The organism is Nocardioides mangrovi (assembly GCF_020073815.1).
In the GTDB taxonomy this organism is placed as follows: Bacteria; Actinomycetota; Actinomycetes; order Propionibacteriales; family Nocardioidaceae; genus Nocardioides; species Nocardioides mangrovi.
This window is the reverse complement of sequence record NZ_JAIQZJ010000013.1, coordinates 146,420-166,649: the sequence shown is the minus strand read 5'-3', so window position 1 is coordinate 166,649 and position 20,230 is coordinate 146,420. Positions and strand designations below refer to the sequence as shown.

The following is a 20,230-nucleotide window of genomic DNA, read 5'->3' as shown; positions in this document are numbered from 1 at the left end:
CTCCGTCGAGATGGAGCCATGTCGAGCGGAGGTCGGTGCGGAGCGACCCGACGCCGTCGAGGCCGACGGCCGTCACGTCAGGAGCAGCTTGTCGAGGCGTCGGCGTACGACGGCCAGGCCGACCAGGCCCATGGCGACCAGGTAGACCACCGAGAAGGCGCTCCCCCAGGACAGGACGCCGGTGGTGAGCTCGCGGCACAGCACGACGCCGCGGTAGAGCGGCGTGATCTCGACCAGCCAGCGGACGCCGGCCGGGAAGGCGGTGACCGGGAAGAACGTCGCGGAGAGCAGGAACATCGGCAGCGTCGCGAGGGTGACGTACTCGAAGTCCTGCCAGCTGCGCATCCAGGTGGTCAGCGCCATGCAGATGCCGCCGAAGGCGAGCGCGATCAGCAGCGCCGCCGGAACCGCGAGCACGGCCCACCACGACGAGACAAGGCCCATCGCGAGCATCACGACCAGGAACGCCGCGGAGTAGATCCCGCCGCGGACCAGGGACCAGCTGAGCTCGCCGCGGGCGACGTCCATGGTGGTCAGCGGCGTCGCGAGCATCTGGTCGAAGAGCTTGTTGTACTTCAGCTTGAAGAAGAAGTTGAACGTCGAGTCCATGACCGCGCCGTTCATCGCCGACGCCGCGAGCATGCCGGGGGCGACGAAGTCGGCGTACGGGATCGCGTGGCCGTTGAGCTCGAAGCCGGTAACCAGGCCGCCCACGCCGACGCCGATCGAGAAGAGGTAGAAGACCGGCTCGAGGAAGCCGGTGACGAAGAAGTACCAGCCGCGGCGGTAGGCGAGGTAGTTGCGGTAGAGCAGCAGACCGGCGGCCTCGCGGGCGCCGAGCGGGCGCGCGGCGGCGCGGACGGCGGCGTTGGTGAGCACGGACATCAGGACACCAGCCTCCTCGTGAGCTGGCGGACGGCGAGCCACCAGCCGAGGGCCGCGAGGACGACGAGGTAGGCGACGTGGACGGCGGCCATCGACCAGTCGACCTGGCCGAGGGTGAGCATCCGGGTCAGGTCGACTCCGTGCCACAGCGGCGTGACCTTCGCGAGCGCCTCGAGGCCGGCGCCGAGGTTGGCGACCGGGAAGAACGCGCCCGAGAAGAGGAAGAGCGGGATCAGGCCGAGGCGGTAGACGACGGCGAACCCACTCTCGTCCTTCAGCGCGGCGGAGTAGGCCAGGACCGGCGTCGCGAACGCCAGGCCGACGAGGACCTGGACGAGCAGCGCACCCAGCGCCCCGCCGACGCTGGCGAAGACGCCGAACGGCGCCATCACCGCGACGAAGACGACGCAGGCCAGCAGCGTGCGGGCCGCGACGAACCCGAACTGGGCGAGCAGGACCTCACTGACCGTCAGGGGGCTCGCGATCATCGAGAAGTAGATGCGCTGCCACTTGATCATCCCCATGACCGGATAGGTGGTCTCGCCGAAGGCGATCGTCATCGCCTGCGAGGCGAGCAGGCCGGGGGCGACGAAGTCGAGGTAGGACGTCGCGCCCTCGAGCTCGCTCGGCGCGACCTCGATGAACCCGCCGAGCAGGACGCCCATCGCCAACACGTAGAGCAGCGGCGAGGCGAAGGAGTTGACGACGCTGCCCTTCCAGGTGCGGAGGTAGAGCGTCCACCAGTAGTCGACCTGGCGCAGCGCTCCGGCGAACGGCGTCGCGGGCGCGCTGGAGGGTGTCGGGGTCGTCGCCATCAGTCGACCAGGGTCCGGCCGGTGAGGCGGAGGAACACGTCCTCGAGCGTGCTCCGGCGTACGAGCGTCGCGACCGGCTCGAGGCCGCGCTCGTGCACCTTGGCGACGGTCTCCTCCCCGTCGGTCGTGTAGAGCAGCAGCCGGTCGGGCAGCACCTCGACCCGGTCGGCGAGGTCCTCGACCTTGCCCACCAGCGCCTCGTGGGTGTCACCCTCGCTCGCGACACCGAAGCGCAGCTCGGCGACCTCGCGGGTGGAGTGGGTCGCGATCAGCTCGAGCGGGGAGCCCTCGGCGACGATGAGGCCCTTGTCCATGACGACGAGGCGGTCGGTGAGCTGCTCGGCCTCGTCCATGTAGTGGGTGGTCAGCACGAGCGTCACGCCCTGCTGCTTGAGCCGGAAGAGCCGGTCCCACACGACGTGGCGGGCCTGCGGGTCGAGGCCGGTCGTGGGCTCGTCGAGGAGCAGCAGCTCGGGCCGGTTGATCAGGCTCCGCGCGATCGTGAGGCGGCGCTTCATGCCGCCCGAGAGGTCGTCGACCTTGGCCTTGGCCTTCTCGGTCAGCTGCACGAACTCGAGCAGCTCGTCCGCCCGCTCGCGCACCTCGGCGCGCGGCAGCCCGAAGTAGCGGCCGTAGACGATGAGGTTGTCGCGGACGTTGAGCTCGGTGTCGAGGGTGTCCTCCTGCGGGCACACGCCGATCCGGGCGCGGATCTCGGGCCCGTCGGTCGCGGGGTCGCGGTCGAGGATCCGCAGCTGCCCGTCGCTGACGGGCGAGACGGCGGCGATCATCCGCATCGTGCTCGACTTGCCGGCGCCGTTGGGCCCGAGGAACCCGAACGCCTCGCCGCGCCGGACGTCGACGTCGATCCCCCGCACCGCCTCGAAGTCCCCGAACGACTTGCGCAGCCCCGCCGCATGGATCATCGAGTCCGTCACGGCGTCGACCCTAGATCGTCGTACCGACACCGCGCTCCTGGATTCCTGTCGATTTTCGGACGCCTCTCCTGTCACTCCCGTTGCCTCCCGGTAGGGGTTGGGGACCAATCCCCCGGACTTCGGCCCGTGGAGAGGGGGTTGGTGACCAATCCTGGCCCCGTGGCGGTCAGGGCCGGCGTCCGTAAATCAACCGACCGCTACAGTCCCGCGCATGGAGCGACAGCACGCCCGGTCGGGCTCGCCGTACGAGGAGACGATCGGCTTCAGCCGGGCGGTCCGCGTGGGGTCGGTGGTGGCGGTCAGCGGGACCGCGCCGGTGTGGCCCGACGGCACGGTCGACCCCGATCCGGCGGTCCAGGCGCGACGCTGCTGGGAGATCATGCTGACCGCCCTGGCCGAGCTCGGGGGTGGACCGGAGCACGTCGTCCGGACCCGGCAGTACGTCGTCGACCCGGCGGACGCCGACGCGGTCGGCGCGGTGCACGGGGAGTTCTTCCGCGACACGATGCCGGCGAGCACGATGGTCGTCGTCAAGGAGCTGCTCGACCCGCGCTGGAAGGTCGAGATGGAGCTCGACGCGGTCGTCCCCGACGCCTGACCGGCCGCTGGATCCAGTCCGCCCCGCCTGCAACCCCTGTCCCACCGGCCCCAGCGATCGGCCACGTCGGTCACCTCGGGGCAACACCCCCGAGGTGCAGGAATCCCCGGTCCACCGGGTATCCATGCCGCCGGCTAGGTCGTCGTCATCACCCGAGCCACGACCCGGGCGAGCTCGGGCCCGGCGTCCTCCTGGAGGAAGTGGCCGGCGCCGGCGATGGTGACGTGCTCCTGCCCACGAGCCCCCGGCACCCGCTCCTGGAAGACCGACTCCCAGCCGCGCGTGGCGGGGTCGCCGTCGGAGTAGGCGGTCACGAACGGCCGGTCCCACTCCTCCAGTGCCCGCATCGTCCGCCGCCCGATCCGCGCACCGACGTCGTTGCGGGTCAGCGGCAGCAGGGCGATCATCTGCCGCAGCCCCGCGGTGTACGCCGGGCTCGGGTACGGCGCGTCGTACGCCGCGAGCACCTCGGGCGGCAGCGTCGACGCGGTGGCCGCCGCGAGGAAGTCCGAGGGCCGCAGCTCCGGGGCGCGCTGGGTGTGGAGCAGGTAGTCGACCAGGCCCTCCTCCAGCACCACCCGCGACTCCCCCAGCCCGTGCACGGCCCAGGTCAGCCGGTCCGCGAGGTCGGGCGAGGCCGTGTGCAGGATCGTGTTGGCCGCGACCACCCGCGCGAACCGCGACGGCTCGGCGGCCAGCACGCTGAAGCCGATCGGCCCGCCCCAGTCCTGCGCGACGAGCGTGACGTCGCGCAGGTCGAGCGAGACGACCAGGCCCTGCAGCCACGCGATGTGCCGCGCGAAGGTGTAATCGGTCGCCACCGCCGGCTTGTCCGAGCGGCCGTAGCCGATGTGGTCCGGCGCGATCACCCGGATCCCCGCGGCGGCCAGCACCGGCACGACCGACCGGTAGAGGTAGGACCAGGTCGGCTGGCCGTGCAGGAGCAGCGCCACCGGACCGTCGGCCGGACCCTCGTCGAGGTAGTGCATCCGCACGGGGTCGAGGCCCGGCGCCGTCACCGACACGTAGTGCGGGTCGAACGCGTACGCCGGCAGCCCGGCGAAGCACTCGTCGGGCGTCCTCAGCACGCCGGCCGGCGGCTCCGACGTCACGAGACCGGGGTGACGATCTGGATGAGGTTGCCGCAGGTGTCGTCGAGGACCGCCGTCGTGACGGGACCCATGTCGGCCGGCTCCTGCGTGAACCGCACGCCGAGGCCGACGAGCCGGGCGTGCTCGGCCCGGACGTCGTCGACCGTCAGCTGCGCGTAGGGGATGCCGTCGGCCAGCAGCGCGTCCCGGTACGGCGCGAGCGCCGGGTGGCCGGCCGGTTCGAGCAGCAGCTCCGGCCCGGACGGGTCCTCGGGCGACACGACGGTCAGCCAGCGGTGCTCGCCGAGCGGCACGTCGTGCTTGACCTGGAAGCCGAGGACCTCGGTGTAGAAGCGCTCGGCCCGTGCCTGGTCGTCGACCGGCACGCTCGTCAGGGTGATCCTCATGTCAGCCTCCCGGCTCGTCGCCCAACCACCGGGCCACGATCGGCCGGAGCGGGTCGGTGTCGATGTGGTGGAACTTGTAGCGACCGTCGCGCCGCGTCACGACCAGCCCGGCGGCCTCCAGCACGTCGAGGTGCTGGGAGATCGCCTGCCGCGACGAGCTGCTGCCGTGCTTGGTCGCCAGTCGCCCGCAGAGCTCGAAGAGCGTCTGTCCGTCACGCTCCGTGAGCTCGTCGAGCAGGATCCGGCGGGTCGGGTCGGCGAGCGCCTTGAACACGTCGCCGCCGTCCACGCGGCGACTATAGGCAAGCAGCCACTTGCCTGTCCAGGTCGATGCCGGAGCGGCTGTCGGTGCCGTGAGCAAGGATGGTCGGGTGTCCGAGGCCCTCGAGCGGTTCAGCGAAGCCACCCGCACCTGGTTCGGTGCGGCCTTCGCCGCGCCGACCCCGGCGCAGGAGGGCGCCTGGGAGGCGATCGGCGCCGGCCGGCACGCGCTCGTCGTCGCACCCACCGGGTCGGGCAAGACGCTGAGCGCCTTCCTCTGGAGCCTCGACCGCCTGCTCACCGACGAGCCGCCCGAGGACAAGGCGAAGCGGTGCCGGGTCCTCTACATCTCCCCGCTCAAGGCGCTCGGCGTCGACGTCGAGCGCAACCTCCGAGCCCCGCTCACCGGCATCCGCCACACCGCCGACCGGCTCGGCACCCCCCTCCCGGAGGTCCGGGTCGGCGTCCGCTCGGGCGACACCCCGGCCGCCGACCGACGCAAGCTCACCACCGCGCCGCCCGACGTCCTCATCACCACCCCCGAGTCGCTGTTCCTGATGGTGACCAGCCAGGCCCGCGAGTCGCTGCGCGGCGTGGAGACGGTGATCCTCGACGAGGTCCACGCGGTCGCCGGCACCAAGCGCGGCGCCCACCTCGCGGTCAGCCTGGAGCGCCTCGACGCGCTGCTCGACCGCCCGGCCCAGCGCATCGGCCTCTCCGCGACCGTCCGCCCGCTCGAGGAGGTCGCCCGCTTCCTGGGCGGCACCGCCCCGGTGGAGATCGTGGCTCCGCCCAGCGAGAAGCGGTGGGACCTCCAGGTCGTCGTCCCGGTCGAGGACATGACGGCTCCCGGTGAGTACGACGAGGACGCCGAGGACCCCGACCGCTCCCAGAGCCTCTGGCCGCACGTCGAGGAGCGCGTGGTCGACCTCATCGAGCAGCACCGCTCGACCATCGTCTTCGCCAACTCCCGCCGCCTCGCCGAGCGGCTGACCGCCCGCTTCAACGAGATCGCCTACGAGCGCTCGACCGGCGAGGAGCTGCCACCGGGCCAGAGCCCGGCCCAGGTGATGGCGCAGTCCGGCCAGAGCGACGGCGCGCCGCCGCTCATCGCCAAGGCCCACCACGGCTCGGTCTCCAAGGAGCAGCGCGCCCTCATCGAGGACGACCTCAAGCGCGGCCGGCTGCCCTGCGTGGTCGCCACCAGCAGCCTCGAGCTCGGCATCGACATGGGCGCCGTCGACCTCGTCGTCCAGATCGAGAGCCCGCCGAGCGTCGCCAGCGCCCTCCAGCGCGTCGGCCGCGCCGGCCACCAGGTCGGCGAGGTCTCGCGCGGCGTCCTCTTCCCCAAGCACCGCGGCGACCTCGCCCAGACCGCCGTCGCCGTCGACCGGATGCGCACCGGCGCCATCGAGTCGCTGCGCGTCCCGGCCAACCCGCTCGACGTCCTCGCCCAGCAGGTCGTCGCCGCCACCGCCCTCGACGCGTGGGGCGTCGACGACCTCTACGACCTGGTCCGGCGCAGCGCCGCCTTCACCCAGCTCCCCCGCAGCGCCTACGACGCCACCCTCGACCTGCTCAGTGGCCGCTACCCGTCCGACGAGTTCGCCGAGCTCCGGCCCCGGGTGGTGTGGGACCGGGTCAGCGGCACCCTCACCGGCCGCCCGGGCGCGCAGCGGCTCGCGGTGACCAGCGGCGGCACCATCCCCGACCGCGGCCTCTTCGGCGTCTACCTCGTCGGCGAGGGCACCGGCCGCCGGGTCGGCGAGCTCGACGAGGAGATGGTCTACGAGTCCCGCGTCGGCGACGTCTTCGCGCTCGGCGCGACCAGCTGGCGGATCGAGGACATCACCCACGACCGGGTCCTGGTCACGCCCGCGCCCGGCGTCCCCGGCCGGCTGCCCTTCTGGAAGGGCGACGCCCTCGGCCGACCCGCCGAGCTGGGCGCCGCGATCGGCGCGTTCTCCCGCGAGCTCGCCGCCCTCCCCCGCGACCGGGCCGAGGAGCGCGCCCGGGCCGACGGCCTCGACGACTACGCCGCCGCCAACCTCGTCGGCTACCTCCACGAGCAGCTCGAGGCCACCAACCTCCTCCCGAGCGACCAGACCGTCCTGGTCGAGCGGTTCCGCGACGAGCTCGGCGACTGGCGCCTGGTCGTGCACTCGCCGTACGGCGTCCCCGTGCACGCCCCCTGGGCGCTCGCCATCAACGCCCGGCTCCGCGAGCGCCACGGCATCGACGGCCAGGCGGTCGCCTCCGACGACGGCATCGTCGTGCGGATCCCCGACACCGACGCCGAGCCGCCGAGCGGCGACGTCGTCGTCTTCGAGCCCGACGAGATCGAGGCCCTGGTCACCCAGGAGGTCGGCGGCTCGGCGCTCTTCGCCTCCCGCTTCCGCGAGTGCGCCGCCCGCGCCCTGCTGCTCCCCCGTCGCGACCCCGGCCGCCGCTCGCCCTTGTGGCAGCAGCGCCAGCGCTCGGCCGCGCTGCTCGAGGTGGCGGCACGCTACCCGTCCTTCCCGATCGTGCTCGAGGCCGTGCGCGAATGCCTCCAGGACGTCTACGACCTGCCCGCGCTGGTCGCCCTGATGCGCGGCGTCGACCGCCGGGAGGTCCGGGTCGTCGACGTCGCCACCCACCAGCCGTCGCCCTTCGCACGAAGCCTGCTCTTCGGCTACGTCGCGCAGTTCATGTACGAAGGCGACTCCCCCATCGCCGAGCGTCGCGCCGCCGCGCTCTCCCTCGACCAGGGGCTCCTCGCCGAGCTGCTCGGCAGGGCGGAGCTGCGGGAGCTCCTCGACCCCGAGGTGCTCGCCGAGGTCGAGGCCGAGCTCCAGCGCACCGCCGACGACCGCCGGGCCCGCGACGCGGAGGGGGTCGCGGACCTGCTCCGGCTGCTCGGGCCGCTGACGACCGCCGAGGTCGTCGCGCGCAGCGTCGCGGGCGCCGACACCGACTCCTGGCTGACGTCGCTGGCCGACAGTCGCCGCGTCGTCGAGGTCCGGATGGCCGGCGAGGAGCGCTGGGCCGCGATCGAGGACGTCGGCCGGCTCCGCGACGGCCTCGGCGTCCCGGTGCCGCCCGGCACCCCGGACGCGTTCACCGACCCGGTCGACGACCCGCTGGCCGACCTCGTCGCGCGACATGCCCGCACCCACGGGCCGTTCACCACCGACGAGGCCGCCAGGCGGCTCGGGCTGGGCGCCGCAGTCGTCCGCCACACGCTCCAGCGGCTCGCGGCGCAGGGCCGCGTGCTCGACGGCGAGTTCCGCCCGGCCGGCTCCGGCACGGAGTGGTGCGACGCCGAGGTGCTGCGGCGGCTCCGGCGCCGGTCGCTGGCCCGACTGCGCCAGGAGATCGAGCCGGTCGAGCCCGAGACGCTGGGCCGCTTCCTGCCGGCCTGGCAGCACGTGTCGACGGTCCGCGGCGGGCTCCGCGGCGTCGACGGTGTCCTCACCGCCGTCGACCAGCTGGCCGGGTGCGCCGTCCCGGCCTCCGCGCTCGAGCCGCTCGTCCTCGCCGCCCGGGTGCGCGACTACGAGCCGGCCTACCTCGACGAGCTGACCGCCTCCGGCGAGGTGGTGTGGGCCGGCCACGCCGCGCTGCCCGGCACTGACGGCTGGGTGTCGCTGCACCTCGCCGACCAGGCGCCGCTGACGCTCCCGGAGCACGCCCCCTTCGAGCACTCAGAGCTGCACCAGGCCGTCCTCGACGCGCTCGCGCCGGGCGGGGCGTGGTTCTTCCGCCAGCTGTCCACGACCGTCGGCTCGACCGACGACCGGGCGCTCTCGGCCGCCCTGTGGGACCTCGTCTGGGCCGGCCGGATCAGCAACGACACCCTCGTCCCGCTCCGCGCCCTGGTGCGCGGCGGCACCTCCGCCCACCGCACCCGACGTCCGCCCCCGCGCCTCGGCACCGCGAGCCGGCGCCCCGGCGGCGGTCCGGTCCGCACCGGGCCACCGGAGACCGCCGGCCGCTGGGCGCTGCTGCCCGATCTCGACCCGGACCCGACCCGGCGCGCCCACGCGGCCGCCGAGCGGCTGCTCGACCGCCACGGCGTGGTGACCCGGGGGGCGGTCACCAGCGAGCGCATCGCGGGCGGCTTCGCGGCGGTCTACAAGGTGCTCTCCGCGTTCGAGGAGTCCGGCCGCTGCCGGCGCGGCTACTTCGTGGCCGGGCTCGGCGCGGCCCAGTTCGGCACCGCCGGCTCGGTCGACCGGCTGCGCACCTTCAGCGAGCTGCCGGCCGACGCCAAGCCCACCGCGCTCGCCCTCGCGGCGACCGACCCCGCCAACCCCTACGGCGCGGCGCTGCCCTGGCCGGACGCGACCCGGGAGGGCGCCAGCGGCCACCGACCGGGGCGCAAGGCGGGCGCGATCGTGGTGCTCGTCGACGGCTCCCTCGCCCTCTACGTCGAGCGGGGCGGCCGCACCCTGCTCACCTGGACCGACGACGCCGACCTGCTCGGGCCGGCGACCGCGTCGCTGGCCGAGGCGGCCCGCCGCGGGTCGCTGGGCCGGATCACCGTCGAGAAGGCCGACGGCGAGCAGCTGCTCGGCGCCGGCTCGACCCCGCTGCGCGAGGCGCTGCAGGCGGCGGGCTTCGTCGCGACGCCGAGGGGTCTGCGACTGAGGACCCCGTCCGGTGCCTGAGGGCGACGCCGTCTGGCGCACGGCGCGACGGCTGGCGAAGGCGCTCGACGGCCGCGAGCTGACCCGCACCGACTTCCGCGTGCCGCAGCACGCGACCGCCGACCTCGCGGGCGCGACGGTCACCGAGACCGTCTCCCGCGGCAAGCACCTGCTCACCCGGGTCGACGGCGCCGAGGGTCGGCTCACCCTGCACACCCATCTGAAGATGGAGGGCAGCTGGCGCGCCTATGCTCCCGGCGAGCGCTGGTCGAAGCCCGGTCACCTCGCCCGGGTCGTGCTCGAGGCGGGCGACGTGACCGCGGTCGGCTTCCAGCTCGGCATCGTGGAGCTGCTGCCCACGGACCGCGAGGACGACGTGGTCGGGCACCTCGGCCCGGACCTGCTCGGCCCCGACTGGGACGAGCACGAAGCGGTGCGCCGGCTGACCGCCGACCCGTCCCGTCCCCTCGGCGAGGCGCTGCTCGACCAGCGCAACCTCGCCGGGATCGGCACGATCTACCGCACCGAGCTCTGCTTCCTCACCGGCTACGACCCGCGCGACCCGGTCGGCGTCGTCCAGGATCCCCTCCGGATGGTCCGGCTCGCCCACACCATGCTCGAGCAGAACCGCACCATCCCGCAGATCTGCACCACCGGTGACAAGCGGCGTGGCCGCAGCCTGTGGATCTACGGGCGCGGACAGGAGCGGTGCCGGCGCTGCGGCACGCCCATCCAGCGCGGTGAGCTCGGCGAGCCGGGCGTGGAGCGGGTGGCGTACTGGTGCCCGTCCTGCCAACCGGCCAGATGATCGGTCAGGCGGCCGAGGTGACGACGGTGCCCGCGGGAGCGGCGACCGGGAGCCGGGTGAGACCGGCGGCGGCCTCCTCGAGGGCGACCAGGTCGGCGACGTCACGGAGGACGTCGGACAGCGGGGCGTCGAGCGCCGCGCAGAGCGAGGCGAGCAGCTCGGAGGACGCCTCCTTCTGCCCCCGCTCGATCTCGGAGATGTAGCCCAGGCTCACCCGGGCCTCGGCGGAGACCTCGCGCAAGGTCATCCCGCGCTGCAGCCGGAGGTCCCGCAGGACGTCGCCCAGCATGCGGCGGAACATCACCATGCGCGTCTCCTCTCCGGTGGTGTCGGGGTCAACGCTACCCGACAGGTGTTTCTTCCCGTCGGAGTACCGTCTCGAAAGCCACCAGCGCCTCGCGGCAGGTCCGCTCCTGGATCCGGGCCCGCTTGCCGCCCAGCTCGAGCGCGACCGCCTCGTCGAGACCCGGGCCGGCGAGTCCCACGAAGACCGTGCCGACCGGCTTGCCCTCCTGCTCGGACGGCCCGGCGACCCCCGTCGTGGCCAGCCCGTACGTCGCCCCCGTGATCGCCCGCACGCCGGCCGCCATCGCCCGGGCGCACTCGGGCGAGACCACGCCGTACCGCTCGATCAGCGCCTCGTCCACGCCGAGCAGCGTGGCCTTGAGCTCGGTCGCGTAGGTCACCACGCCCCCGACGTACGTCGCGGACGCGCCGGGCGTCTCGGTCAGCGCCGCCGCGAGCCGGCCCGCGGTGAGGGACTCCGCCGACGCGACCGTGGCGCCGGCGGCGCGGAGCAGCTCGTGCACGCGAGCGGGGAGGTCGGCCACCCGGGCAACAGTAGTGTCCAGTCATGGCCCTCCCCATCGCCGAGTACGCCCTGATCGGCGACCGGAGCAGCGGTGCCCTGGTCGGCAGTGACGGCTCCATCGACTGGCTCTGCCTCCCGCGCTTCGACTCCCCCGCCTGCTTCGCCGGCCTCCTCGGCACCGAGGAGCACGGCCGCTGGCAGCTCTGCCCGGTGGGCGACTTCGACGTCAGCCGTCGCTACGTCGGCAGCTCCGCGGTCCTCGAGACCACCTTCACCACCGCCACCGGCGAGGTGACGCTCACCGACCTGATGCCGCGCGGCGACGACCGGGCCGACGTGGTCCGCCGGGTCACCGGGGTGCGCGGCACCGTCCGGATGCGACACGAGTGGGTGGTCCGGCTCGACTACGGCGCGATCGTCCCGTGGGTGCGCCGGCAGACCCTGCACGGCGAGGCCGTGATCACCGCGATCGGCGGCCCGGACCGGCTCGTGCTGCGGGGGCCGCGGCTGCCGCGCCCGAGCGACCACCGGCACGTCGACGAGTTCGACGTCGAGGAGGGCGCGGTCCTCACCTTCTCCACCACCTGGGTCCCGAGCGCCGCGCCCCTCGACGCGATCGGCCCGCCCGAGTTCGACATCGACGGCGCCGTCGACGAGGGCGAGCGCTGGTCGGGCCAGTGCCACGAGCACGCGCCCCAGCTCGCCGCCGTACGCCGCTCCCTCCTCACGCTCCGCCTGCTCACCCACGAGCAGACCGGCGGCATCGTCGCCGCCCCGACCACCTCGTTGCCCGAGGATCCGGGCGGCGAGCGCAACTGGGACTACCGCTACTGCTGGCTGCGCGACGCGGCCCTCACGATCAGCGCCCTGGTGCGTGCCGGCTACACCGAGGAGGCCAAGCTCTGGCGCGGCTGGCTGCTGCGCGCGGTCGCCGGCGACCCGCAGGACCTGCAGATCATGTACGCCGTCGACGGCGCCCGCCGGCTCACCGAGCTCACCCTCGACCACCTGCCGGGCTACGACGACTCCCAGCCGGTCCGGATCGGCAACGGCGCCTCGCTGCAGCGACAGCTCGACGTGGTCGGCGAGGTGATGATGGCCCTCGAGGACATCCGGCAGGCGACCGGCACGGCCGAGACCGACGCGTGGAACCTGCAGCGCAACCTGGTCGAGGACCTCGCCGAGGGCTGGCGCGCGAAGGACCACGGGCTGTGGGAGATCCGCGGACCCGAGCGCCGCTTCACCCACTCGCAGGCGATGGTGTGGGCGGCGTTCGACCGGGCGGTGCGGGCCGTCGAGGACTTCGGCCTGGCCGGTCCGGTCGAGAAGTGGCGCGAGCTGCGCGACCAGGTGCGGGAGGAGGTGCTCGAGCACGGCTTCGACGCCGGCCGCAACACCTTCGTCCAGTACTACGGCGCCAGCGAGGTCGACGCCTCGCTGCTGGTGCTCCCCCAGATCGGCATCGTCGCCGGCGACGACCCTCGGGTCCTCGGCACCATCGAGGCCGTCGAGCGCGACCTCATGCGCGACGGCCTGCTGCTCCGCTACCGCACCCAGACCGGCGTCGACGGCCTGACGGGCGACGAGCACCCCTTCCTGGCGTGCTCCTTCTGGCTGGTCTCGGCGTACGCCGGCGCCGGGCGGATCGACGACGCCGAGGCCCTGCTGGCCCGGCTGTGCGACCTGGCCAACGACGTCGGGCTGCTGCCCGAGGAGTACGACGTCGCGGGCGGCCGGATGATCGGCAACTTCCCGCAGGCCTTCAGCCACCTGGCCCTGGTGCACGCGGCCTTCGACCTGGCCGACGCAAGAGCACGCTGACCCGGCAGAAAATCTCTGCCGGGTCAGCGCTCGGTTTCTGCCGGGTCGGCTAGAAGAGCTTGATCACCCGTACGTCGACCGACTGGCTCGACGGGGCGAGCGTGTCGTTGCCGGCGTAGGTGACCGTCACCTTCTGGGTGCCGGGCTGGGTGAACGGGCCGACCGTGGTGGCGGCGTACCCGCGCACGAGCCGCACCTCCTTGGACTTGCCCTCCCAGCTGACGGTGACCGTGCCCGTCGGCGTGGCGCCGTCGGCGGTGACCCGGACCACGATGCCGACGGGCGTCAGCTTGGCGATCGCCAGCGGCGGCACCGCCGACACCGTCGTCGTCGTTGCGGTCTTGATCGCCGGCAGGTCGAGGCCGACGACCTCCGGGTCGTGGTCGGAGGCCCGGTAGGGACCGGCCTCGTAGAAGTCGGTCGCGTTGTAGTTGTAGCGGCTGTACTCGAACGCGATCGACTCGTCGGCGTTGATGTTCCAGATGTCGACCCCGGTCACCATGGCCTTCGCGGCCGGGCTGGCGAGCACGTGGTCGAGCGACCCGGCGAGACCGTCGAAGCTGTACGTCGTCTCCTGCGGGTCGGTGGTCGACGACAGGTTGGTGTAGCCGTCGCCGTACAGCACCTGCAGCGGGTCCTCCTGGGTGTAGGAGTTGAAGTCGCCGCTCAGGAACACCTTGTCGGTGCCGAGGTCGGAGGAGAAGGACGACGCGAAGTCGCTCAGCGCCTCGGCCTGCGCCACCCGGTCGGGGTTGGCGTTGCCCTGGCCGGTGCCGTCGTCGACGCCCGATCCCTTGGACTTGAAGTGGTTGACGATGACCGCGAACGCGTCGGAGTCGGGCGCGCCGGCGGCCTTGAAGCCCTGGGCCAGCGGCTCCCGGGCGTCGTTGAACGCGGGGGCGTCGGTGAGCACCTTCGACGGGCCGACGAGCGAGACGGCGGCCGGCTTGTAGATGAACGCCGTGCGGATGACGTCCTGCTCCTCCACCGACGGCAGGTCGGCGGCGTCCGGCGAGGGCGCGTAGGCCCACACGTCGGAGCCCGCCGCGGCGTTGAGCGCGTCGACGAGCGTCGAGACGCCGTAGTCGCGGTCCTTGCCGAACTTCACGGAGTTCTCGATCTCCTCCAGCGACACGATGCTGGCGCCGAGCTTGTTGATCGCGGACACGATCTTGGCCTGCTGCCGCTCGAGGCTGGCGTCGTCCGCGGCGCCGCGCGGGCCGGGGCTCGCGTCGGTGCCGCAGGTGTTGACGGTGATCTTGTTGCCGGCGCGGTCGGTGTAGTAGCTGCACGTCCCCAGGCCGCTGGCCTCGTAGTCGGCGCCCGTGGTCGGGAAGTAGTTCAGCACGTTGAACGTCGCGAGCCGGATGTCGCCGCCGACGTCCTCGGGCGCGGGCGTCCGGGTGTTGGTGAACGTCGCGACGTCGGCACCGTCGTCGGTGACCTGGCTGGTCGGCTGCAGGTTCCACATCGAGTTGCGGTACTCCAGGACCAGCGGCTCGTGGAAGGTGACCGCGGAGCCGACCCGGACCGGGTTGTCGTTGCTCAGCCACGGCAGCGGGATCGACTTGTTGGCGGCGCTGTTGAAGTTGATGCTCGCGCCGTCGTCGAGGGTGATCGCCCGGGCGGCGTTGTCGGCGTTGACCGCCGCGATCGCCGCGGTGTCCTGCGCGTCGGCGACGTCGGTCGGCTGCACCAGCGGGTGGTCGCCCGAGGCGAGCGTGAACGACGCGTAGTAGTTGGTGTCGTAGTTGTCGCTGACGGTGAAGTCACCCTGCGGCGCGACCAGCTCGCCCTCGTGGGCCTCCTTCTCGGCCGCGGTGTCCAGGTCGCTCCACGGCACGCTCAGCGGCGTGACGTCGCCGAGCGACGTGTCGAGCACGGTGACGTCGGCGGCGTCGGGGGTGATCTCGGTGGTGCCGTTGTACTCGCTGACGTCGCCGATCACCTCGACGCTGTCGCCGATCGCGACCTTCGCGGTCGCCGCGGAGCCGTAGACGAAGACCGCGTCGGAGGCGCCCGGGGTGTCGGGCGTGCCGGGGGTCTGCAGGTAGAAGCCGTTGTAGCCACCAGTGGGGTACGCCGCGGTCACGACGCCCTCGGTGTCGACCTCCTTGCCGACCAGCGGCGAGGTGTCACCGGTGCCCTGGACCTCCGCGATCGTGGCCTCGGTCGGCTCGTCGTCGCCCGGGTCGGTCGGGGTGGAGCCGGCGCTCTCGGGGCTCGGCGCGCCGACGACGAAGTCGGTGGCGTTGTTGTCGGTGTCGGACCCGGTGCGGCTCGCCGAGGTGGCGTTGGCCGTGCCGGCCGTCTTGGCGGTCTCGAAGGTGTTGCTGTTGACGCCGACGAGGTCGACGATCCCGGTGCGGACGGCGGTGCCGTCGGCGGTCGGCGTCAGCGCGGTCGTGCCCTGCGCCAGCCAGACGGTGAACGCCGTCCCGCTCATCGCGACGGTGCCGGTGGCGTCCGGCGTGGGCAGCGCGGTCGTACCGGCGGCGCCGGCGGCCTCCTGGACGAGGTAGTGACCACCCGCCGGGACCGAGCCGGAGAGGGCGGTGACACCGGAGGCGGCGCCCGTGCCCGAGGAGGAGCGGTACTGCACGGACATGCCGTCGACGCTGATCGCGGCGCCGGTCGGGTTGTAGAGCTCGATGAAGTCGTTGGTGTAGGTGGCGCCGGAGTTGCCGCCGCCGCCGTACACCTCGCTGATGACGAGGCCGGTGCTGACCGCGCCCGCGGGTGCGGCCGGTGCGAGGGCGAGGCCGGTGACGACCACCGCGAGACCGGCGGCGGCCGCCAGACCTCGTCGTGGCGCCCGAGACGTGCTGGACATGGGTGTTCCTTCCGAGAAACCGAGATTCCGAGAGAGTGACTCGGGGCCCACCGCGTCGCGGTGGGCCCCGAGGGGTGCTACTTGGTGATCCGGACCGGGACCTTGACCACGGTCCCCGTCTGGAGGCCGACGATCTTGATGGTGCGCGAGCCGGTCGCCGCCTTCTTCGGCAGCTTCACCGCCACGTGGGCGGTGCCGGCCTCGTCGTCCGTCGCCCCCGGGGCGACGGTGTTGTCGACGGCGACCTTGCCGAGCTTCTTCTGGCCGAGCTGGATCGCCACCTTCTTGTCCTGCGGGTCCCCGGCACCGGTGAAGGCGAGGGACGAGACGTCGAAGGTCACCTTCTTGCCGAGGCGGTACGTCGCGGCCGCGCCGGTCACGCCCACGGCACGCTGCTGGGCGTCGACCGGGAGGGCGTCGTCGGACGCGAGGGCGGCCATGTAGTCCACCATCCCCTGCAGGTCGGTCTGCCCGGTGTCCTGCTTGTGGGTGCCGTTGGCGAACTCCGCGAAGTTGTCACCACCGGTCGACAGGAAGGAGTTGACCGTCACGGAGTACTGGCCGTCGTCGGTCAGCGGCACGCCCTTGAGCCACATGTCGGTGATCTCGTGGCTGGTCGGGTCGTAGGTGTACTTGAAGCCGCGTGAGGTGCCGAGCCGCAGGAACGGACGCGAGGCGCCGTCGGGCTGCCACTGCTGCCCGAGCACCGTCCGGATCTGCGCGCCCGACATGGTCATGTTGACCAGGGTGTTGGCGAAGGGCTGCACGCTGGCCGCCTGCTTGTAGGTGAGCTCGGCCGGGTAGCCGCCCGAGTTGTTGCCCACCATGTCGGCGCGGAGGCCGCCGGGGTTCATGAAGGCGATCTGGGCCGCACCGGTGGACTCCTTGCGGGTGGCCCACCGCTGCGCCTCGGCGACGAGGTTGCCGAGGGTGGACTCGCCACCGCGGTTCTCCTCGGTGCCGGTGCCGTCCGCGGTCGGACGGGTCGCCCGGTTGAACGCACCGGCGATCTGGCCGAGCGGCTGGGCGCCCTTGACGTCGGCCTCGGTCACCGCGGCGTCCACGATCGCCTTGGTGTCGGCGTCGACCGGGTAGTTGGCGGTGTAGGTGCCGTCGGCGTTCTTGGTGGTCAGCGGCAGGATCTGCTGGTCGACGCTCTGGATCTGGCCGCTCTCGGGGTCGACGGACAGGTCGAGCTGGTTGAGGTTGTAGCCGTACTGGCCGGCCGAGACGACGGGGCGCTCGGTGACCGGCCGGCCCGCCCAGCCCGCCACCGGGAACGAGCAGTTGTAGGCCAGGTGGGTGTGGCCGGAGATGATCGCGTCGACGTTGTCGTCGACACCGGTGACGATGCTGCCGAAGTCGGAGGTCGGGTCGTCGTCCATCGCCGCGCAGTCGGTGCTCGGAGCACCCTCGTGGACCAGCATCACGATGACGTCCACACCGTCGGCCTTGAGCGCGTCGGCCTCGGTGTTGACGGCATCCACGATGTCCGTGACCTGGATGTCCGCGATGCCGCCCGGCGACACGAGCTCGGGCAGGTGCTCGGTGACGGCGCCGATGAAGCCGACCTGGACGCCGTCCATCGTCTTGACGAAGGTCGGGTCGAGTGCCGGGTCGCCGGAGTCCTTCATGACGACGTTGGCGCCGATGTACTTCCACGCGGCGCCGCCGTCGGGGTTGTCGGCGGACTCGGGCGCCATCACGCGGTTGACGAGGTCGTCGTAGCCCTGGTCGAACTCGTGGTTGCCGACCGCCGAGACCTCCAGACCGGCCTCGTTGAGGGCGTCGATCGTCGGCTTGTCGTGGGCGATGAACGACTCGAAGGTCGAGGCGCCGATGAGGTCGCCCGCGGCGGCGAAGACCGTGTTGGGGTGCTCCCCCCGGATCTGGTCGACGGCACCGGCGAGCACGGCGGCACCCGCCTCGACGCCGTTGGACTTGATCCGGCCGTGGAAGTCGTTGATGCCGAGCACGTTGATGTCGACGGGGTCGGCGGCGTGGGCCGGCGAGCTGATGAGTGAGAGCGAGGTGGCGACGAGCGCGACCCCGGAGACGGCAGCGAGAGCGCGCGCGCTCCTGGCTGCCCGAGAACTGTGGAGCACGAACATCCCTTTCACCGAGTGGACTAGGTCGCTACCTAACCCCAGGGCTTCGCAGGAAATCCAGCCTCACGGTGAACGGAAAGCAACGATTCCGGCACGATGCCGTGATCGGCGGACGGACGCCTGTCGGCCGCCCTCGGCGCAAGGGCAACACTCGCCAAAGCGAGCGGTTAGGCCTTGCGCAGGGTTGCCCGCTGCTTCCACACATCGCGGAAGAACTCGTAGCCCGACCAGAGGGTCAGGGCGACGGCGATCGCGAGGCAGACCTGCGCGACGTAGAAGAAGACCTCGCCCGGCACGTCGAGCCAGTCGGGCAGGTCGTCGTCGCGCAGCGGGAGGCACAGGGCGCCGAGCGCGACCGCCTGGAACGTGGTCTTGAGCTTCCCGATGTCGGCGGCCGCGATGACGACCTTCCGGAGGACCGAGAGCCGCAGCAGCGTCACGCTCCACTCGCGCAGCAGCACCACGATGGTGACCCACCACCAGATGTCGCCCACGATCGAGAGGCCGATGAAGGCCATGCCGGTCATCGCCTTGTCGGCGATCGGGTCGGCGATCTTGCCGAAGTCGGTGATCAGGTTGTGCTTGCGGGCCAGGTCGCCGTCGATCTTGTCGGTGATCATCGCGACCCCGAAGATCAGCCACGCGACGCACCGCCACGCGATCGACTCGCCGCCGTCGACCAGCAGCGCCCAGCCGAAGAAGGGCACCAGGACGATCCGCAGCGTGGTGAGCGCGTTGGGGACGTTCCAGTTGCTCGTCTTTGCCTCGACCTCTGCCATCACAGGGCCCGAGCGTAGAGGTCGGCGCCCTCGGAATCGACGACCACCGCACGGACGAGGTCGCCGACCTGCGCGTCGCCGTCGACGAGGTACGTCGAGCCGTCGACCTCCGGGCCCTGGTGCGCGGACCGACCTTCGACGCCGTCGTCCGTGCTCTCGACCAGCACCTCGACCTCCTCGCCGATCCGGTCGGCGGCCCGCTGCGCGGTCAGCTCCTCGACCAGCCCCGTCACGTGGTCGACACGAGCGCGGATCTCGTCCTCGTCGAGCTTGCCGTCGTACGTCGCGGCCTCGGTGCCGTCCTCGTCGGAGTAGCCGAAGACGCCCGTGACGTCGAGGCGGGCGGCGACCAGGAAGTCGCAGAGGGTCTCGAGCTCCTCCTCGGTCTCGCCGGGGAAGCCGACGATGACGTTGCTGCGGGCGCCGGCGGTCGGCGCCAGGGCGCGGGCCCGCTCGAGCAGCTCGAGGAAGGTCTCCGGGTCGCCGAAGCGGCGCATCCGCCGGAGCACCGTGGCGGAGGCGTGCTGGAAGGACAGGTCGAAGTACGGCGCGACGCCCGGCGTACGGGCGATGGCCTCGACCAGGCCGGGACGGGTCTCCGCCGGCTGCAGGTAGGAGACCCGGACGCGGGCGATCCCGTCGACGGCGGCCAGCTCGGGCAGCAGGGTCTCGAGCAGCCGCAGGTCGCCGAGGTCCTTGCCGTAGGATGTGGAGTTCTCGCTGACCAGGAAGAGCTCGCGGGCGCCCTGCTCGGCCAGCCAGCGGGCCTCCTGGAGGACGTCGCTCGGCCGGCGGCTGACGAAGGAGCCCCGGAAGGACGGGATCGCGCAGAAGGTGCAGCGCCGGTCGCAGCCGCTCGCGAGCTTGAGCGAGGCGGTCGGGCCCGCGTCGAGCCGCCGGCGCAGGCTGGCAGGCCCGGACGCGTGGCCGGGCACCGGCGTGGTCGAGAGCGACCGCTCGACCGGGGTGATGGGCAGCAGCAGCCGACGGTCCTGCGGGGTGTGGGCGTGGTGCTGCTCCCCCGCCACGATCGACCGCAGCCGGTCGGCGATGTCGGGGTAGTCGTCGAAGCCGAGCACCGCGTCGGCCTCGGGCAGCGAGTCGGCCAGCTCCTTGCCGTAGCGCTCGGCCATGCAGCCGACGGCGACGACGGCCTGGGTGCGGCCGCTCGACTTGAGGTCGGCGGCCTCGAGGAGGGTGTCGACGGAGTCCTTCTTGGCCTGCTCGACGAAGCCGCAGGTGTTGACGACGACGGTGTCGGCGTCGGCCGGGTCGGTCACCAGCCGGAAGCCGCCCGCCTCGAGCCGGCCCGCCAGCTCCTCGGAGTCGACCTCGTTGCGCGCGCACCCGAGGGTGACCATCGCGACGGAGAGTCCGGAGATCGGTGCTGCAGGGCTGCCGGTGTCGGTCGTCATGATCCCCCGAGTATCGCAACCGACCCCCA

Annotated in this window: 16 protein-coding genes; 4 read left to right on the top strand and 12 right to left on the bottom strand. The window is 72.6% G+C overall.

Annotation, left to right across the window (positions count from 1 at the left end; all coding sequences use genetic code 11):
* Window positions 1-72: 72 nt before the first annotated feature.
* The 3 genes from K8U61_RS19570 to K8U61_RS19560 are packed head-to-tail and all read right to left on the bottom strand — an operon-like array spanning window position 73 to window position 2,638.
* Entirely contained in the window at window positions 73-885 is an 813-nt protein-coding gene (locus K8U61_RS19570) for an ABC transporter permease (protein WP_224124739.1), read from the bottom strand.
* Window positions 885-1,700, bottom strand: a complete 816-nt coding sequence (locus tag K8U61_RS19565; protein ID WP_224124738.1) for an ABC transporter permease — start codon at window positions 1,698-1,700, stop codon at window positions 885-887. Before K8U61_RS19565 ends, K8U61_RS19570 begins: the two co-directional genes overlap by 1 nt.
* Window positions 1,700-2,638, bottom strand: a complete 939-nt coding sequence (locus tag K8U61_RS19560; protein WP_443680381.1) for an ABC transporter ATP-binding protein — start codon at window positions 2,636-2,638, stop codon at window positions 1,700-1,702. The genes K8U61_RS19565 and K8U61_RS19560 overlap by 1 nt, the downstream gene beginning before the upstream one ends.
* 211 nt (window positions 2,639-2,849) lie before the next feature.
* Here K8U61_RS19560 and K8U61_RS19555 point away from each other — a divergent pair, with 211 nt between their 5' ends.
* The gene (locus tag K8U61_RS19555) at window positions 2,850-3,236 is read left to right on the top strand and encodes a RidA family protein (RefSeq protein WP_224124737.1); all 387 of its coding nucleotides are present in this window, start codon (window positions 2,850-2,852) and stop codon (window positions 3,234-3,236) included.
* 134 nt (window positions 3,237-3,370) lie between these two features.
* On the opposite strand, the gene K8U61_RS19550 is transcribed toward K8U61_RS19555, so the two are convergent.
* The 3 genes from K8U61_RS19550 to K8U61_RS19540 are packed head-to-tail and all read right to left on the bottom strand — an operon-like array spanning window position 3,371 to window position 5,023.
* Window positions 3,371-4,348 (bottom strand): haloalkane dehalogenase, encoded by a 978-nt coding sequence (locus K8U61_RS19550; protein ID WP_224124736.1) that lies wholly within the window; start codon window positions 4,346-4,348, stop codon window positions 3,371-3,373.
* A complete protein-coding gene (locus tag K8U61_RS19545) occupies window positions 4,345-4,734 on the bottom strand; it encodes a VOC family protein (protein WP_224124735.1) in 390 nt (129 codons plus the stop codon). Before K8U61_RS19545 ends, K8U61_RS19550 begins: the two co-directional genes overlap by 4 nt.
* A gap of 1 nt (window position 4,735) precedes the next feature.
* Window positions 4,736-5,023: an ArsR/SmtB family transcription factor gene (locus K8U61_RS19540; protein WP_224124734.1), complete on the bottom strand. Its 288-nt coding sequence runs from the start codon at window positions 5,021-5,023 to the stop codon at window positions 4,736-4,738.
* An 82-nt stretch (window positions 5,024-5,105) separates the two neighbouring features.
* Here K8U61_RS19540 and K8U61_RS19535 point away from each other — a divergent pair, with 82 nt between their 5' ends.
* Window positions 5,106-9,647: an ATP-dependent helicase gene (locus K8U61_RS19535; RefSeq protein WP_224124733.1), complete on the top strand. Its 4,542-nt coding sequence runs from the start codon at window positions 5,106-5,108 to the stop codon at window positions 9,645-9,647.
* Window positions 9,640-10,434, top strand: a complete 795-nt coding sequence (locus K8U61_RS19530; protein WP_224124732.1) for a DNA-formamidopyrimidine glycosylase family protein — start codon at window positions 9,640-9,642, stop codon at window positions 10,432-10,434. Before K8U61_RS19535 ends, K8U61_RS19530 begins: the two co-directional genes overlap by 8 nt.
* Before the next feature lie 4 nt (window positions 10,435-10,438).
* On the opposite strand, the gene K8U61_RS19525 is transcribed toward K8U61_RS19530, so the two are convergent.
* Window positions 10,439-10,741: a helix-turn-helix domain-containing protein gene (locus K8U61_RS19525; RefSeq protein WP_224124731.1), complete on the bottom strand. Its 303-nt coding sequence runs from the start codon at window positions 10,739-10,741 to the stop codon at window positions 10,439-10,441.
* Between the two features lie 34 nt (window positions 10,742-10,775).
* The gene (locus K8U61_RS19520; protein ID WP_224124730.1) at window positions 10,776-11,264 is read right to left on the bottom strand and encodes a CinA family protein; all 489 of its coding nucleotides are present in this window, start codon (window positions 11,262-11,264) and stop codon (window positions 10,776-10,778) included.
* Between the two features lie 23 nt (window positions 11,265-11,287).
* Between K8U61_RS19520 and K8U61_RS19515 the strand changes: the two genes are divergently transcribed.
* Window positions 11,288-13,066 (top strand): glycoside hydrolase family 15 protein, encoded by a 1,779-nt coding sequence (locus K8U61_RS19515; RefSeq protein WP_224124729.1) that lies wholly within the window; start codon window positions 11,288-11,290, stop codon window positions 13,064-13,066.
* 49 nt (window positions 13,067-13,115) lie between these two features.
* Here the strand turns inward: K8U61_RS19515 and K8U61_RS19510 are convergent, their stop codons facing one another.
* From K8U61_RS19510 to rimO, 4 genes are all read right to left on the bottom strand, one after another.
* Window positions 13,116-15,899, bottom strand: coding sequence for an ExeM/NucH family extracellular endonuclease (locus tag K8U61_RS19510; RefSeq protein WP_224124728.1), 2,784 nt, complete (start codon window positions 15,897-15,899; stop codon window positions 13,116-13,118).
* Between the two features lie 77 nt (window positions 15,900-15,976).
* A complete protein-coding gene (locus K8U61_RS19505) occupies window positions 15,977-18,004 on the bottom strand; it encodes a bifunctional metallophosphatase/5'-nucleotidase (RefSeq protein ID WP_224124727.1) in 2,028 nt (675 codons plus the stop codon).
* 170 nt (window positions 18,005-18,174) lie between these two features.
* Entirely contained in the window at window positions 18,175-18,786 is a 612-nt protein-coding gene (gene pgsA, locus K8U61_RS19500) for a CDP-diacylglycerol--glycerol-3-phosphate 3-phosphatidyltransferase (protein ID WP_224124726.1), read from the bottom strand.
* Window positions 18,786-20,201 (bottom strand): 30S ribosomal protein S12 methylthiotransferase RimO, encoded by a 1,416-nt coding sequence (rimO, locus tag K8U61_RS19495; protein WP_224124725.1) that lies wholly within the window; start codon window positions 20,199-20,201, stop codon window positions 18,786-18,788. Before rimO ends, pgsA begins: the two co-directional genes overlap by 1 nt.
* Window positions 20,202-20,230: the final 29 nt, after the last annotated feature.

What these genes read in the sequence shown, in the direction of transcription:
- K8U61_RS19570 (WP_224124739.1), bottom strand. Translation starts at nt 885, where the DNA reads ATGTCCGTGCTCACCAACGCCGCCGTCCGCGCCGCCGCGCGCCCGCTC.
- K8U61_RS19565 (WP_224124738.1), bottom strand. Translation starts at nt 1,700, where the DNA reads ATGGCGACGACCCCGACACCCTCCAGCGCGCCCGCGACGCCGTTCGCC.
- K8U61_RS19515 (WP_224124729.1), top strand. Translation starts at nt 11,288, where the DNA reads ATGGCCCTCCCCATCGCCGAGTACGCCCTGATCGGCGACCGGAGCAGC.
- K8U61_RS19525 (WP_224124731.1), bottom strand. Translation starts at nt 10,741, where the DNA reads ATGGTGATGTTCCGCCGCATGCTGGGCGACGTCCTGCGGGACCTCCGG.
- pgsA (WP_224124726.1), bottom strand. Translation starts at nt 18,786, where the DNA reads ATGGCAGAGGTCGAGGCAAAGACGAGCAACTGGAACGTCCCCAACGCG.
- K8U61_RS19510 (WP_224124728.1), bottom strand. Translation starts at nt 15,899, where the DNA reads ATGTCCAGCACGTCTCGGGCGCCACGACGAGGTCTGGCGGCCGCCGCC.
- rimO (WP_224124725.1), bottom strand. Translation starts at nt 20,201, where the DNA reads ATGACGACCGACACCGGCAGCCCTGCAGCACCGATCTCCGGACTCTCC.
- K8U61_RS19555 (WP_224124737.1), top strand. Translation starts at nt 2,850, where the DNA reads ATGGAGCGACAGCACGCCCGGTCGGGCTCGCCGTACGAGGAGACGATC.
- K8U61_RS19545 (WP_224124735.1), bottom strand. Translation starts at nt 4,734, where the DNA reads ATGAGGATCACCCTGACGAGCGTGCCGGTCGACGACCAGGCACGGGCC.